Consider the following 14,582-nt stretch of genomic DNA (forward strand, 5'->3'; position numbering starts at 1 on the left):
CGCTGTGGACTGTCTGCGCCCGGGCACGGCTGACGACGGTGAGCGTGGCGGCGCCACCGGCGTCGAGATGGCGCTGCTCTGGGTCGTCCTCATCGGGCTCATCCTCGCGGTGGTGCAGGTCGCGCTGATCTTCTACGCCGGCCAGCTGGCACTGACCGGCGCCCAGGACGGGCTGCGGTCCGGGCGCGCCTACCTGGCGGAGTCGACCACCGATGCCGCCCGGCGGGACGCGGAGGCGTTCCTGTCCCGCGCCGGTGGCACCGTCCTGACTGACGTCGTCGTCACCGCGTCGCTCGACGACGACGGCGGGATCCTCCGCGTGCGGGTCACCGGGTCGGCCTTGTCCCTGGTGCCGGGCGTACCGCTCGCGATCAGCCGCGAGGCTGTCGGTGGCGTCGAGAGGGTCGCCCCGTGAGGCCGCCGATGCCGGAGTACGCGGGCGAACGGGGAGGGAGCCCGTCTGTCGAGGCGGCCGTCCTCGCCGTGGTGCTCGGGCTGCTCCTCGCGTTCGCCATCGCGGGCGGCCGCCTGGTCACCGCGGAGGCGGCCGCCGACCACGCGGCGCGCTCCGCCGCCCGCGTGGCGTCCCTGCACCGGGAGCCGGGCACCGCCACCGTGGCAGCTCGGCAGGCGGCGGAAGCCGGCCTCGCCGAACAGGGCCTGCGCTGCGCCGATCTGCGGATCACGCTCGATACCGCGGGCTTCGCCGCGCCGCTGGGCACGCCCGCCTCGGTCACCGCGACGGTGCGGTGCGACGTCGACTGGTCCGACCTCGGCCTGCCCGGGGCAACCGGCACCCGGACCATCGAAGCCAACGCGGTCAGCCCGATCGACCGTTGGCGGGAGCGGGCATGACAACTCACCAGGATCGGGAACGCGGCGGGGGTGCGGTCAGCGCGCCGATGGCGATCGCCGCGCTCGCGCTGCTCGCCGCGATCGGGCTGGGCATCGACGGTGTGCGAGCGGCCCAGGGCCTCGCGACGGCCGACTCGGTCGCCGAGGAGGCCGCACGGGCCGCCGGCCAGGCACTCGACATCAACCAGCTGCGTCGGGGCACAACCGCCGTCGATCCGGCGGCCGCCGTCGCTGCCGCCCAGGAACACCTGGCCGCTGCCGGGGTCGACGGCACCGTCACCGTGATCGGTCCGCAGCGCATCCGGGTCGAGGCCCGCGTCACCCACCCCACGGTGCTCCTGGGCCTGGTCGGTCACAACGAAGTCACCAGCACAGGAGCAGCGGAGGCTCTGTTGGTCCCGGTACCTCCGGAAGGAAGCGCGTCATGAGAGTCGCGTCCCGGATCGCCGCCGCGGTTGCCGCCGCGGCGGTCACCATCGGCATCCTGTTCGGCGTCCCGATCGCTCTCTGGCTGCTGAGCAGCTCTTTGCTGGACGGCGGCCTCCCGGCGGGAACGTCTGTCGTCGACATGCTGCTGGCGCCCGACGACGGCACCGCGCTGATCGGGTTCCTCACCGTTGTCGCTGCCGGAACGTGGGTGGTGCTCGCCGCCTCGATCGTGCTCGAGTTGGCCGCCGCTGTGACCAACCGGCCCTCGCCGCGGATCGACCTGCCCGGCTTCCGGCTGGGTCGCAGCATCGCGGCCGCGCTGGTCGCCGCGATACTCGGTGCGGGCCCGGCGATGGCCGCACCCGCGACATCGGCCGCGGCGACGGTCCTGACGGCCACCGTGTCCGAACCCGCCGTCGCCGCTCCCGCCCGAGCCGTCGACGCGGTACCGGCGGGACCTGTGCACACCGTGGAACGTCGGGACACCCTGTGGCGGATCGCGGAGACAAGCCTCGGCGACCCCCTGCGCTGGCGCGAGATCTACGACCTCAACGCCGGCCGGATCCAGCCCGACGGTGGGCGCCTCACCGAGGCGGCGGAGCTCGTCGTGGGCTGGCGCCTCGTCCTGCCTCCCGACGCCCGAGCAACCGTGCGGGTGGAGTCTGGCGACACCCTGAGCGGGATCGCCGGCGAACACCTCGGCGATCCCACCCGGTCCGACGAGGTGTTCGCGGCCAGCATCTCCGTGCCGCAACCCGGCGGCGAGTCCCTCGCCGACCCCGACCTGATCCGACCGGGATGGACACTCGTCCTTCCCGACCCCGCACCGTCGCGAGACCTCCCACCCGGTGACGAAGTCGTGCAACCCGACGTGGCATCCCCGACGACAGCGGTCCCCCTACCCGAGACATCGCGACCTCCAGGGCCTCCGTCGGTCGACGTGCCGACGTCCGACCCCACGCGGCCGTCAACCACGCCGGTCGAGGCACCAACCGGATCGACAGCCACCACACACGACACCGCCGACCGGGGCGAGGACTCAGGACCGGCTCTCGCGGTCACCGCGCTCGGCGTGTCCGCGCTCGTCGCGAGCGGGGTTCTCGCGTCGCTCCTCGTGGGCCGCCGCCGGCAGCTGCGGCTCCGCCCCCAGCGACACCGCATCGCGGTGCCCGCGGACGATGACGGACGCGTGGAATGGTCGCTGAACACACCCGACACCCACGAGGGAGCCGTGTCCGCCGCTCGCCACCTGGACCTGGCCCTGCGCTCGCTCGCCCACCCCGACCGGGAGATCGACGACGGCGCGCCCGCACCGGTGCTGGTCTCGGCACGGTTGACCGCCTCGGACGCCGTCCTCGCGACCTCGACCGAGACCCGGCTGCCGCCACCGTTCACGGCGGTCGAGCCGGGCGACGGCGTGTGGGGCCTCGACGCCGACGACCCGCTGCCGGAACCCGCCGCGGAGGTCGCCGGGTGCTGCGCCCCGTTCCCGACCCTGGTGTCGATCGCCACCGACGACGACCGCACCCTCATGATCGACCTCGAACAGCGCGGCGTCCTGCGGATCAGCGGTGATCGGGCGCGGTGCGTCGCGCTGCTGCGCCATCTCGCCGCCGAGCTGGCCACGAGCGGCACTGCGGAGGACGTCGAGGTCCTGCTCGTCGGCCTCGAGGAGGAGGTCGTGACCCTCAACCCCGATCGTCTGGCCACCGCACCCGACCTCGACACCGCGCTCGCGGAGATCGAACGTCGAGCCTCGACGGTTCGCGCCGCGCTGGACCAGTGGCAGATCGAGACGGTCGTGGAAGGGCGACTGCGCGACATCGCCTCCGACTCCTGGCTGCCCACGGTGCTGCTCGCCACGGAGGAACCTGACGACGGGCACCGCGCCCGGCTGGAGGCACTGGCTGCCGAGCCGCAGCGGAACGCGATCGCCGTGGTCGTCATCGACGCCGTCCACCCCGATCTGCGAGTCGGTGATGACGGGCTACTCGACCTGCCGGACGTCACCGACGGCCCGTGGGAGGTCGCGCAACTGACCGAGAACGCGGGCACCCACCTCGCGGCCATCCTCGGACCCACCAACGCCCCGGCGGTTCCCGTCGGTCCGACAGCCTCCGCCGAACCGTGGGCCGCGGACATGAACGAGGACGGCTCCCTCGGCACCGGCGATCCCCTCTCGTCGGATTCGCCTGCCAAGAGCAATCCCGAACCCGGCAGCGCGGAGGACTCCGAGCTGCCGACCCGTTCCGCCCCAGATCCAGCGGCCATCCGGCGACTCACAATCGTCGACCACCAGGACCCCGGCCTGGACGACGACCTCACCTCATGGCACCACACCGGCCCGCCGTCCAGACCGATGATCGCGATCCTCGGCGAGCCGACCATCGCCGCGCCCGGGCCGACTCCCACAACGCGCAGAACCTGGTTCGCCGAAGTTCTCGTCTACCTGAGCCTGCACCCGGCCGGGGTGACCGCGGCGAAGGCCGTCACGGACCTGTGGCCCGACGGTCGCCGGATCAGCCCGGCGACCCTTCGGCACGCGCTCTACGGGGCCCGCAAGTGGGCCGGCCACGGGCTGAACGGCGATCCGGACGCGTCGTTCGTCAGCGACATGCAGCACGACAGCAGCTACCGGCTCCGCGGCCACCTGCTGGACTGGGACCTGTTCCGGCGGCTGCGCAAGCGCGGCCAGGCCCGCCACGAGGCGGGCCATCCCGGTGCGACCACCGACTACGAGGCGGCCCTGAACCTCGTGCGCGGGCCGGTGTTCAGCTCGCTGCGACCCGGTGGGTACGGCTGGCTCAACAACCACGACCAGCGTCACGACCTGCAGATACCGGGCTTCATCGTCGACACCGCGCACGAGCTCGTCGACATCGCGCTCGGCGCAGGCGATCTCGGGCTGGCCCGGTGGGCGGCAGAGCGAGCGCGGATGATCGATATCGACGTCGCGTTCGACCGCCCGTTGACCGACCTGATGCGCATCGCGCACGCCGAGGACAACCAGTCCGAGCTGGAGCTCTACGCGGCGGTCCTGCTCGACGCCCGCGGCTTCGACGTGCCGGAGGAGCTCGCGCCCGACAGCTTCGCCGTGCTCAATGACCTGCTGCCCGCCGGCCCACGCCGTCCCCGTCCATGACCGGCATCGGGAGCACGGTCCCCGTCGCCGTCCTCGCCGGACCGACGGTGCTGCTGATCGCCCGGCACTCCGTGCGAACCGTCCTCCGGCTCCGGCCGATCGAGGTCACCGCCGTCTCCGCGGTGGCCGGGCTGATGGCCGGGCTGGTCCTCGCCCTCCCGCCGGAGCGCGCGGTCGTACTGCTGCCGCTGGCCGTGCTGGGGTGTGCCGCGGCGGTCGTGGACGTCCACGAGGGGCGGCTACCCGACGTTCTCACCTGGCCGCTGCTGGCCGTGACGGTGCTGGCCGGGGTCTCCACAGGCGTCGCAGCCACCGCCGTTCTCAGCGCTCTGGCCGGCGGGTGCGTCGCGGTCATGCTGAAGATGCTGATCAGCGCCGGATTCGGGTGGGGCGACGCCAAGCTCGTCCCGACACTCGCCGTCGTGCTGGTCCGGCACGACGCGATCGTCACCGGGGTCGTGTCGATGTCGGTGCTCGTCGCGGTCACCGCGTTCATCGTCGGCATCGGGGCAACCAACCGCTCCGCGCTGGTGCCCTACGGGCCGGCGCTGGTCGTCGGCACAGTGGGCGCCGCGGCGCTCTGACCAGCCGGCCGGCGGATACCCGGTGCGCGCCCGCGCGCCCTGGCAGCGGCCGGGCGCCGCGGGCGAACCACGCCACGGGGCCGGGAGTCGGAAGGTATCGCCGGCGGGGCGACGACAGCCGGGGCATCAAGATCGACACCGGCGAAGCGGCCGCGGATGGCCGCGTCCGTACGCCGGTTGTCGCCGCGCAGATTGCGCGCCACAGCGCGGTCGTCGTCCCGGGCGGGGTCGAGGTGTTCCACGAACGCAGCCAGGTCGACCTGCTGGGGCAGGGTCGGGACCCGCTGCGGGGTCCGGGTAACCGCCCACGGGGCCAGCTCGTCACACGGCCGGGTGAGGAAATGCGTGCGCAGCGCATCGACGATGTCCCTTGACGCGGCCGTGGCGCCGACGGCGCCGAGCCCCGGAACGTGCCCGACGACCGCGAACCCGGCCTGGCCCAGGCCCGCCAAGGCGACGACGTCCGCGGACCGTGGCCCGGTAGCGAGCAGCTGTCGCGCCGCGGTGAACGTGTCCATGTCCAGAGGGCGAGGCAGGTCGTCGTCCGGGATCGACCTGCCGTTGGCGTTGCCCAGCGCGGTGGCCGCACCGGCGATGTCGCGCACCGCTTCCGCGCGCGCCACTCGCCCGTCGCGACCCCGACCGGACCGGTGGTGCCGGCCGAGCCGCTCGGCGATGTAGGTGGCGATGTGCGCGAGCTGATAGGTCTCGTAGCTCCCCAACGCCATCAGCGGGTAGTCCGGCGTGGTCACGTCGCCCTCTCGATTGCCGCCCGGGCGGCGGGAAGCGCTCTCGCCGGCGGGGTCGGCCTCGACGCGACCCTCGCCGGGGTGGCCGGAACACGGGGCGGAGTCGCGAACAATCGCGCCGCCATGCGGGCAGCCTGATCGCAGGCCCGCTCGTCCGCAGTCGGCGGGAACACCGATGCGGCCAGGTGATCGGCCCGTCGGAACGCCACGATGGTCGAGCGAAGAGCGGCATGGTCCCGCACATCGAACCCGATCCGGCCGAGCGTGACCCACAGGCTGGTCCTCCGGCCGGGCGCCTGGTCCAAGCGAGCCCCGGCCGGTGGAGCCTCCGCTGCTTCCATCATCACCGCCGGCTCGGCGACACCAGCCACCGGCATCACCCGCGTCGGATCCGACCGGACCGGCAACGACCTGGCCTGCCGGGCGCCTGCCTGCCACGCCCGATGGAAACTGCTGGCGGTCTCCGCGTCATGGATGTAGATCAACGACCCACCGACCCGCACGCTGATCGCGGCACCATCGGTGCCCGGCCGGTGGGCCACGACCGCGATGTCCTGCGGGCCGACCAGCGAGACGACGACCTTGATCGCCTGGCCGCTGCCTGACATGCGCGCCACCCTCCACCCGTTCGCCGACCCGGCGGCCGAATCAGCCGCGAGGCGATATGGAGGGTCGCCGCGCCCCTCGGTCGGGACGTGGTTCGAGCCGTGGTCGACGCGCTGTGAACCCGTGGTCGACCAGGTCGGCGTCACGCGCACTCGGGATGGCCCGGTGCGCCGCCCACCGGTCCAGCGCGTCCGCCGCCGCGGAGGCGGCGACCGCCTGGTGCGGCCGGCTGGTGTCCTGCTGCCAGGCGGCGATCTCACGAACCAGCGCCGACAGCGCCACGACCAGGGCGACCGCGGCCGCCCCGGGCTCGTCACGGACATCGAGCATCCGGCGCTGCCGGACGAGCTGGCGCGCCACCCGCCGCAACCCTGCGGCCCGCGCACCCTCGCGGCTGGCAACGCCACGCGGTGAGCGCGCGGCCCGGTCGAAGGTCTCGGCCGCCGCGCGGAGCTCGTCGGACCAGAGACCGACGGCCGACAGGACGGGCAGCGTGGCCTGGGCAATGCCCTGCGCATCGCGCTCGGCTCCGCCGTGCCGGACCGAGCCGACGAGCGCGCGGGCCGCGTCAACCCGCCGTCGCGCCGCCTGGAGCGGCGCCGCGGCCTCCGTCCCCCGCGCGGCCGACTCCCACGAGCGCAACAGCCGTGGCAGCGACAGGTCGGGAGCGAGCTTGCTGCCGCTGTAGAACACCGGCTCCCCCGAGGCGCTGACATCCCCGGGCCGGGCGATCTTGTAACCCAGCGGGTCACCCGACGGGCCTCTCCGCACCTCGACCAGGTACCCGTCAGCGCGCAGGGCGGCGAGGAACCCGACGAGATTCTCCGCTCCCACCGCCGCCGCGCGCACGGCCCTGGTCAACTCGACGCGCGCAGGCAGGCGCCCCTGCCGGCGAGCCTTCTCGAGCTCCCCCCGCTGCGGAGCCTTCGCCGCCGTCCCGTCCGCGGGCGCGGTCACGGTCAACCCCAGCCGCCGCTCCACACCCCGCGCCGCCTCCCGCAACCGCGGATAGTCGTGCGCGGGCCAGATCCGCCGACCGGTGTCCTGCCGCACCAGCACCACCGCGATGTGGATGTGATCATCGGCGTGCCGGATGGCCACCCACCGCGGCCCACCCGCGTCACCCCGCGCGGCCACACCGGCACCGTCGAGCAGATCCCGCGCAACCTCGGCCCACTCGGCGTCCGACAACACACGATCCGCCGCCGCCACGCGCGCCGAGCAGTGCCACACATACCCGCGCTTGCCCTCGTCGCCATGCTCGGGCAAACCGGCCGCCACCGCGGGCGCGCGCAGCGCCCGGATCAGCGGCCCAAGATCACGGTCGAACTCACCCTCGCCGACCTGCGGTGGCTGCCACGCGGCGTCCCGGCCGTCCCAGCTCGCCACCACCCGCGGCTGCACGTGCTCCTGCGCGCGGCCGGGTCCCATCAGGTAGGTGATCAGCCCGCCGACCCGCCACCCACGAACCACCTTCGTGATCACCGCGGTGCGCTCTCGCTCGCGGCGACGACCGCGTCGATGGCGGCATCGAGCCGGACAAGCATCTTCGCTACGTCCTCGTGCCGGATACCCGCGACCCCCGCGACGGCGACGACGTCCGCGTGCAGCCGCACAAGGTCCAGCAGGCCAATCGGGTCATCTGCACCGCGCAGCGCGACGCCGAGCACCGTCTCACCGATCCAGGCACCCACCGCCAGACCAGCCACCGCGGCGCGCTCCCGGATCAGGACCAGCTCCGCCTCGGAGAACCGCACCACGACCTGACGCCCCCGACGGCCGTCAGCCGGCAGCCGACGACGCGCCGACGCAGAACCCTCCCCGATGACGCGCTCCATGACCGCCGATGACATCAGCCGGGCGCTGCGGGAGCGTGGTCACGGGCGACCGCGAATTACAAATCGTGAACGATTCCTCTCAATCAGCGGCCTGCAGCATTTGCGCGTTTTCGCGACCGCGCCGACCAAGGAACGCCCCCGTTCCGCGGTGACCACGCATCGACCACACCTTCAAAGAATCGCAAGGTCGATATCTCGCTGCCCCGTTGTCCACGGGTCCAGCCTGCATGATCTGCCTTCAGAACGAACCCGACGCCTTTCGGTCGCTGAAACCCGTATCGCGTCCGCTTCGTACGGACTTCTGATGATCATGCCCGATCGCCTGCGGGTTCGACCACAGCTGGTGCTAGGTGCCCGCATCCGACGTGAGGCCGGTTGGCCAGGTCACCCCGCACGCGCTGCAGCACGGAGCGAATGGGAAGGCGTGCCGAGCTGGCTCGCCGTCCACCGGATCCGATCGCTGATCGCCACGGCACGGTGCCGATCCCGCCCGCTGCGCTGGATGTCGATCGTGCTGCACCCCGGGTGTCTACGGCAACACACCCCGGCTGGCCGGACGTTCGTCTGATGGTACGTGATCACACCGCGGTCACCGACGCCGCGAGATGGGCCGCGACCTGCCTTGCCGGGGTCGTACCGCCGACCACCACCTACGTGTAGCGGATCAGTGACGCCGCGCGAAGACAATCGAGCCAGAGAAACACAGGAGCTGAATGACCGTGCGCATCGACCGACTCGTCGTCGAGGGCTTCCGCTGCTTCGGCGAGCGGACCGAGATCGACCTCGACCCCGACCTCACAGCACTCTTAGGAGCAAACGGATCCGGGAAGACCGCGGCCATGCAGGCCCTGCTCCGGGTGTTCGGCTCGACGACCGCGCAGCGGAATCTTCGACGGGGTGACTTCCACGTCCGGCGGGGTGAGAGCCCAGCTGCCGAGCGCCGACTCTCGATCGAGGTGCACCTGTCATTCCCGGAGCTGGACCAAGACGAGACGGCGGCCGAGTCAGGCGTTCCCGCGTTCTTCCAACACGTCTGCGCGGATGTGAACGGCGACATGCGATGCCGAGTCCGACTGGAGGCCACCTGGCAGGACAACGGCCTCGACGGCCTGATCGACTCGCGCATTGATGCGATCACTTCGTTCGAGGACGAGCCGTCGGACGACAACCGGTTCCCGCTCCCCCTGCACGAGCGCAGCTACCTGCAGGTCGTCTACGTCCCTGCCGTACGCGACGCCATGTCCCAAGTGGGAGCGCTCATGAAGGGCCGTCTTTGGAACGCGATCAAGTGGTCCCCTGAGCTGAAGGCGGCACTCAACACGACCGGGAAGGCGCTCGGCGACGTGTTCGCCGCCGAGAAGGGATTGAAATCGATCGTGGCTGCGATGGACTCCAGGTGGAAGGAGGTCCACTCGGCCAACACCGATGCCCACCTGGGAATCCGGGCGATCGACGTGCGGCTCGAGGAGTTCGTCCGCGGGGCGTCCTTCTTCCTGCGACCTGACGAGGAGGGCCGAGAGCGGGACGTCGACGACCTCAGCGACGGTCAGCGGTCGCTGTTTTACCTCGCCCTCACGTCCGCCACCATCGACGTCGAGCAGGTCGCCGCCGCCGACGCCGAGCGATTCGAGAGCGCCGGGTTGCAGCTGCCGGCGCTCACCATCGTCGCGGTCGAGGAGCCGGAGAACAACCTCTCGCCCTTCTACCTCGCCCGCATTGTCGGGCAACTGCAGGACCTTGCGGGACGGAATCGGGTGCAGGCCGTCATCTCCAGCCACTCGGCGAGCGTGATGTCGCGGATCCGACCGAATCAGGTCCGCTACTTCCGGTACGACGAGGGACGCTCGCTCATCAGACGCATCACCCTGCCGGCCGACCCCGAAGTGGAGGCCAAGTACGTCCAGGAAGCCATCATGCGCTTCCCCGAGATGTACTTCGCGAGCTTCGTGATCCTTGGTGAGGGCAGTTCGGAGCAAGCCGTGCTGCCGAGGATCGGCGACGCGCTGGGGATCCCGGTCGACCGGTCGAGCGTTGCCGTCGTCCCGCTGGGTGGGCGGCACGTCAACCACCTGTGGAAGCTGCTGACCGACCTCGACATCCCGCACGCCACGTTGCTCGACCTTGATCGTGGGCGCCACGCTGCAGGAATCGGGCGGATCAGGACCGCGGTCCAGGAGTTCGGCAAGTACCGGCCCGACGCGGCGGTGTACGGCGAGGGCCCGTTGTCGGCGGAGTCGCTCGCCGGCGCTGAGCCCAGCACCCCGGAACACGATGCGGTCTTGACGGCGTGGGTTACGCACCTGCGCGAGTACGGAATCTTCTTCTGCGACCCGCTGGACCTGGACATGAGCATGCTGACCGCCTTTCCCGACGAGTACCGGCAGCTCGAGCCGGGCCAGTACGGACCGGGCGGACGCGGTGACGCGCAGAACTCGGTGCTCGGCAGCGGGTACGAGGAGCGGGCGCCCGTCGCGGGACTCGACTACGACTTCTACCGCTACCTGTTCCTCGGGCGGGGCAAGCCCTCGACCCACGCCCGCGCGCTGGCCGTCATCCCAGACCAGGGACTCGCCGCGCACGCACCGGCCGAGATCACGGCTCTCCTTCGTTACGTGCAGGGCTACATCGAGAAGGTGGCCGATGCCTGAGCCGACTGACGAGTGGGCCCCGGTCGGCATCGACGACCTGGAGCCCGCCGCCATGGACGCCGTCCGCCACCCGGGCAACGCATACGTCAAGGCCGGACCCGGCGCGGGAAAGAGCGAGTTCCTCGCCCAGCGAGCGGCCTACCTACTGATGACCGGACGGTGTGCGCCGCCGCAGCGGATCCTCGCCATCTCGTTCAAGAAGGACGCCGCCGACAACCTCAGAAAGCGGGTCCGTTCCCGCGTCGGCCCGGCCCTCGGCCGCCGGTTCGTCTCGATGACCTTCGATGCCTTCGCGAAGTCGATGCTCGACCGGTTCCGGCTGTGCCTTCCGCCCGAGCACCGGCCCCGCCCCGACTACGAGTGGATCAAGGTGCCGAACGTGCGCGGCAGGACTTTATTGGAGACTCTCGCATCGAACTCAGAGGTGACGGAAGAAGCGGGCCTCGACTTCGAGTCGAGGGTCCTGGGCCGGCACCGCCTGAGCGACACCGACCGGCCCACGGATTCGCACGCCGCGAAGATCGCCGCCTGGTGGTCCAGCAACGATCCGGTCTCGACCGGACAACTGACCTTCTTCATGATCAACCGGCTCGCGGAGCTCGCACAGCGGGCCTCGGCTCCGCTCGCGCGTGCCATCCGGGTCAGCTTCCCGTACGTGTTCGTCGACGAATTCCAGGACACGACCTACGCCCAGTTCGATCTGCTCGAGTCGCTGTTCGGCGGCTCGGACGTCGTCGTGACGGCAGTGGGGGACAACAAGCAGCGCATCATGGGCTGGGCCGGTGCCCGGCCGGACGCCTTCGATCAGTTCGCGTCCTCGTTCGTCGCACAGGCCTTCACCCTCCGCCTGAACCGCCGTTCCTCCACGGGCCTAGTGGCGTTGCAGCACGTGGTCGCCGTGAGTATCGACAGTGATTCGCCCGTGGTGGAGTCGTCGACCACGACGACGATCGACGGCGATCACGCGTGGATCTGGCGGTTCCGTCGGCGACGCGACGAAGCCGAGACGATCGCGGCGTGGATCCACGATGACGTCGCCGAGCGAGGAACTGTACCGGGCGACTACGCCCTCCTCGTCCGGCAGAAGTCGGAACAGGCCGAGGGCGAGATCTCCGACGCATTCGCGAAGGTCGGGCTTCGCGTGCGGAACGACAGCAAGGACGTGGTCCCGGGAGTCCCGCTCCAGGACCTACTCGCCTCGCCCCTGACCGGGATCGTCCTTCCGCTGCTCAGGCTGATGGCCGGCGCGCGCGACCCAGGCGCATGGACGGCGGTCACTGAGCACCTCACTTGGCTCCGAGATGTCGATGCTGACGTCGAGCGACGACAGGTCTCCGAGGACCTCGGCAGATACGTCGACCGGTGGCGGCAGAGCGTCGCGAGCTGTCCGCCCGACGAACCGCGCGCCAGGTCGCTCGTCGACCACGCATTGGAATACGTGGGGGGTCCGGCGACATTCCGCAGCATCCATCCCGCGTATCGCGACAAGTGGCTGCTCGACAGCACCGTCGACGCCCTCCGCCACCAGCTCGGGAAGTGCAGCGGCATGCCAACATGGCCGGGCGTGTTCGACCACTTCGCCGGACGCGATGCCGTGTCACTACTGACCATTCACAAGAGCAAGGGGCTCGAGTACGACACCGTGATCATGCTCGGCCTCGACGACAACACTTGGTGGAGTCACCGCCGCGACGATCGAGAAGGAGCGTCGACCCTGTTCGTCGCGATCTCGCGGGCCAAGCAGCGGATGCTGTTCAGCCACGCACACACGCGAGGCGCGACGGATCGAGTGTCTGACTTGTACGCCTTGCTTCATTCCGCAGACGTACGCGAGATAGCCCAGTGAGATGGCACCGATCGTCGCAGTCGACGAAGGAGTTGTCGGCACGGAGGAGGTCGGATGGGCCAGGCGGCCCGATGCGGTCCGCTCCACCGGCGCGGACCGCCTGGAGGGTCAGCGTGGGCTGACCTCGCGGGCGAGGCAGGCGAGTTCCTGCAGCGTGTGCTGCAGCAGGGTCGCGAGCTGTTCGGTGGTGTGCAGGGCGTAGCCGATGTCGGCGCTGGCTGCGGCGCAGGCGAGGTCGTCGCGGGCCCGGCAGACCTGGGCTTCGAGGGCCTCCAGGCGGGTCGCGCGGGTGTCAGTCTCGGTGATCTCGCGGGTGGTGACGTACATGAGGGCCTCCGGTGCTCGGTGTCGCTGGAACGCGGCTCTGCCTCAGCACGCCGGCGCGGGGGCCCGCAGGGCCGGCGGGGGTCCGGGCTCGTCCGACCGGGTGGGAACGCCCGCAGGGCGTCCGAGCGCAGCGAGGCTCGTCCCACCCGGTCGGATGGGCACGGGTTCATCGCCGCCTGCCCCGCCCCGGTGTGCTGACCCTTGGGGCGGTCCATCGGTGCCGTGCGCCGGAGGCCCGCCCCCGTCGCCACCTGCGCAGCCGACCTCCCGACGAGCGCGGCCCGGTCCGATGCGGCGACGATTGAGCGCGGATCCGGCTGAACCACGCATCGGCCACCGGCCGGAACCACGGGACGACTACGGCCGGGGGTGGCGTGCTGGCTTGCGGAGGAGAGCCGCGGACACCGTCGAGGCCGCTCAGTCGCGCCGGGCGGACCGGCGTCGGCGCTCCGCTGCGTGTCGTTCACGGCGGCGCGCTCGACGAACCCTCGGCCGCCGCCTCGCGCTCAACGGCCCGGGCCGTCCCGGTCTGGGGTGGGGCGGTCCGGGATGCTGTCGACGTGGCGGGGTCGGTGGGCGCCGTAGGCAAGTCCGTCGGTGATGTCGCGGTCGACCTGCTCGCTGGTGTAGCCGCCGACTCCGATGTAGCAGGCGGCGGCGGTGGTGAGCACGCCCCGAGCGGTGCACTCGGCGAGGACGCCGCCGCCGACCCAGTGCCCGAGCCGTCGGGCCGCCCGAAGCAGGGTGCGGTGTCGCTGCCCCACGGGGGCGGTGACGACGTGGCGCCGCTCGCCCTCGACGACCGCCCGCAGGTATGCCTGCACCCGCCATCCGGACACTGCCGGCCGATCCGTGGACTGGGCCTCGACAGCCGGTTCGGGCGTGGACGTCAGGGCGCCGGTAATCCAGTCAGGGAGCTCGGCCACGGGGTGCGGGAGTGCACGGTAATGGCCCTGCGGAGAGCGGGAACCGGCAGCGAGCACGAAGCCGCCGTGACCGCGGGTGTCGATGCGCCAGCCGAGGGCGCCCTGGGTGTTGCGCAGCTGCGTGCCGGCGGGCTGGCGGAAGTACAGGTGCCGGCCGCCCGACGGCGTCAGCACCGTGTACGTGCCGGTCGGCGGTGGCTGGCCCGCTGCGGCGGCGAGCCGGTCCAGGACGTCGACGCCGTCACGGGCGCCGGCCCACTGCGGGGGCGGCTGGTCGCCGCAGCCGACGTCGAGGTCGACGACCAGCAGCCCGGCGCGGCCGGTGCACAGCCCGATGTTCCATGCACGGGCCGACCACCAGGCGGTGATCCGGTCGGGATCGGTGGTGGCCGCATTCTCCCAGTCGGTGACGGCCGGGATCTTCACCCGCGGGCGGACGGGGAACACCGGCCACCCGGTGGCGGCGGCGCGGAGCGCGGCGGCCAGCAGGGGTGGCGATGCGTCGCGGTGCCGCTCACGTCGCGGCGGCCCACTGTGGTGGCCGGCCGGGTGGGTGCGGGTCATGGCGGTCTCCTCGCGTCGGGGCAGCGAGACCGGCCCGCCGCCGGCGTCGCCGCGCGCCACGACCGTGC

At 71.8% G+C, this 14,582-nt stretch carries 13 protein-coding genes; 7 read left to right on the forward strand and 6 right to left on the reverse strand.

Annotation, left to right across the window (positions count from 1 at the left end; translation table 11 throughout):
* The first annotated feature begins 4 nt into the window (after positions 1 to 4).
* From AB7F12_RS04155 to AB7F12_RS04175, 5 genes are read left to right on the forward strand one after another with little or no spacing between them, the layout of a single operon-like run.
* On the forward strand, positions 5 to 415 hold the full coding sequence (locus AB7F12_RS04155; RefSeq protein WP_428502109.1) for a TadE/TadG family type IV pilus assembly protein: 411 nt from the start codon (positions 5 to 7) through the stop codon (positions 413 to 415).
* Positions 412 to 855, forward strand: a complete 444-nt coding sequence (locus AB7F12_RS04160; protein ID WP_428502110.1) for a TadE/TadG family type IV pilus assembly protein — start codon at positions 412 to 414, stop codon at positions 853 to 855. Before AB7F12_RS04155 ends, AB7F12_RS04160 begins: the two co-directional genes overlap by 4 nt.
* A complete protein-coding gene (locus AB7F12_RS04165; RefSeq protein WP_428502111.1) occupies positions 852 to 1,283 on the forward strand; it encodes a hypothetical protein in 432 nt (143 codons plus the stop codon). The genes AB7F12_RS04160 and AB7F12_RS04165 overlap by 4 nt, the downstream gene beginning before the upstream one ends.
* Entirely contained in the window at positions 1,280 to 4,426 is a 3,147-nt protein-coding gene (locus AB7F12_RS04170; protein WP_428502112.1) for a LysM peptidoglycan-binding domain-containing protein, read from the forward strand. Before AB7F12_RS04165 ends, AB7F12_RS04170 begins: the two co-directional genes overlap by 4 nt.
* On the forward strand, positions 4,423 to 5,010 hold the full coding sequence (locus AB7F12_RS04175; RefSeq protein WP_428502113.1) for a prepilin peptidase: 588 nt from the start codon (positions 4,423 to 4,425) through the stop codon (positions 5,008 to 5,010). Before AB7F12_RS04170 ends, AB7F12_RS04175 begins: the two co-directional genes overlap by 4 nt.
* Here the strand turns inward: AB7F12_RS04175 and AB7F12_RS04180 are convergent.
* The 4 genes from AB7F12_RS04180 to AB7F12_RS04195 are packed head-to-tail and all read right to left on the reverse strand — an operon-like array spanning position 4,962 to position 8,203.
* Entirely contained in the window at positions 4,962 to 5,762 is an 801-nt protein-coding gene (locus AB7F12_RS04180; RefSeq protein ID WP_428502114.1) for a hypothetical protein, read from the reverse strand. The two genes, AB7F12_RS04175 and AB7F12_RS04180, sit on opposite strands and share 49 nt — an antisense overlap.
* Positions 5,759 to 6,367 (reverse strand): hypothetical protein, encoded by a 609-nt coding sequence (locus AB7F12_RS04185; RefSeq protein WP_428502115.1) that lies wholly within the window; start codon positions 6,365 to 6,367, stop codon positions 5,759 to 5,761. Before AB7F12_RS04185 ends, AB7F12_RS04180 begins: the two co-directional genes overlap by 4 nt.
* A gap of 40 nt (positions 6,368 to 6,407) precedes the next feature.
* Positions 6,408 to 7,850 carry a relaxase/mobilization nuclease domain-containing protein gene (locus AB7F12_RS04190; protein WP_428502116.1) on the reverse strand — a complete coding sequence of 481 codons (1,443 nt, stop codon included), beginning with the start codon at positions 7,848 to 7,850 and terminating at the stop codon, positions 6,408 to 6,410.
* Positions 7,847 to 8,203 (reverse strand): hypothetical protein, encoded by a 357-nt coding sequence (locus tag AB7F12_RS04195; RefSeq protein WP_428517866.1) that lies wholly within the window; start codon positions 8,201 to 8,203, stop codon positions 7,847 to 7,849. The genes AB7F12_RS04190 and AB7F12_RS04195 overlap by 4 nt, the downstream gene beginning before the upstream one ends.
* Before the next feature lie 713 nt (positions 8,204 to 8,916).
* On the opposite strand from AB7F12_RS04195, the gene AB7F12_RS04200 reads away from it, so the two are divergent.
* Both AB7F12_RS04200 and AB7F12_RS04205 read left to right on the forward strand, forming a co-directional pair.
* Positions 8,917 to 10,851 carry an ATP-dependent nuclease gene (locus AB7F12_RS04200; RefSeq protein ID WP_428502119.1) on the forward strand — a complete coding sequence of 645 codons (1,935 nt, stop codon included), beginning with the start codon at positions 8,917 to 8,919 and terminating at the stop codon, positions 10,849 to 10,851.
* Entirely contained in the window at positions 10,844 to 12,697 is a 1,854-nt protein-coding gene (locus tag AB7F12_RS04205) for a UvrD-helicase domain-containing protein (RefSeq protein ID WP_428502120.1), read from the forward strand. The genes AB7F12_RS04200 and AB7F12_RS04205 overlap by 8 nt, the downstream gene beginning before the upstream one ends.
* 108 nt (positions 12,698 to 12,805) lie before the next feature.
* Here AB7F12_RS04205 and AB7F12_RS04210 read toward each other — a convergent pair whose 3' ends face one another.
* Together AB7F12_RS04210 and AB7F12_RS04215 are read right to left on the reverse strand one after the other, a co-directional pair.
* On the reverse strand, positions 12,806 to 13,024 hold the full coding sequence (locus tag AB7F12_RS04210; RefSeq protein WP_428502121.1) for a hypothetical protein: 219 nt from the start codon (positions 13,022 to 13,024) through the stop codon (positions 12,806 to 12,808).
* Positions 13,025 to 13,530: 506 nt separating this feature from the next.
* Complete coding sequence (locus AB7F12_RS04215; protein ID WP_428516535.1) at positions 13,531 to 14,514, reverse strand: bifunctional DNA primase/polymerase; 984 nt, start codon at positions 14,512 to 14,514, stop codon at positions 13,531 to 13,533.
* Positions 14,515 to 14,582: the final 68 nt, after the last annotated feature.

This window comes from Pseudonocardia sp., from assembly GCF_050250275.1.
In the GTDB taxonomy this organism is placed as follows: Bacteria; Actinomycetota; Actinomycetes; order Mycobacteriales; family Pseudonocardiaceae; genus Pseudonocardia.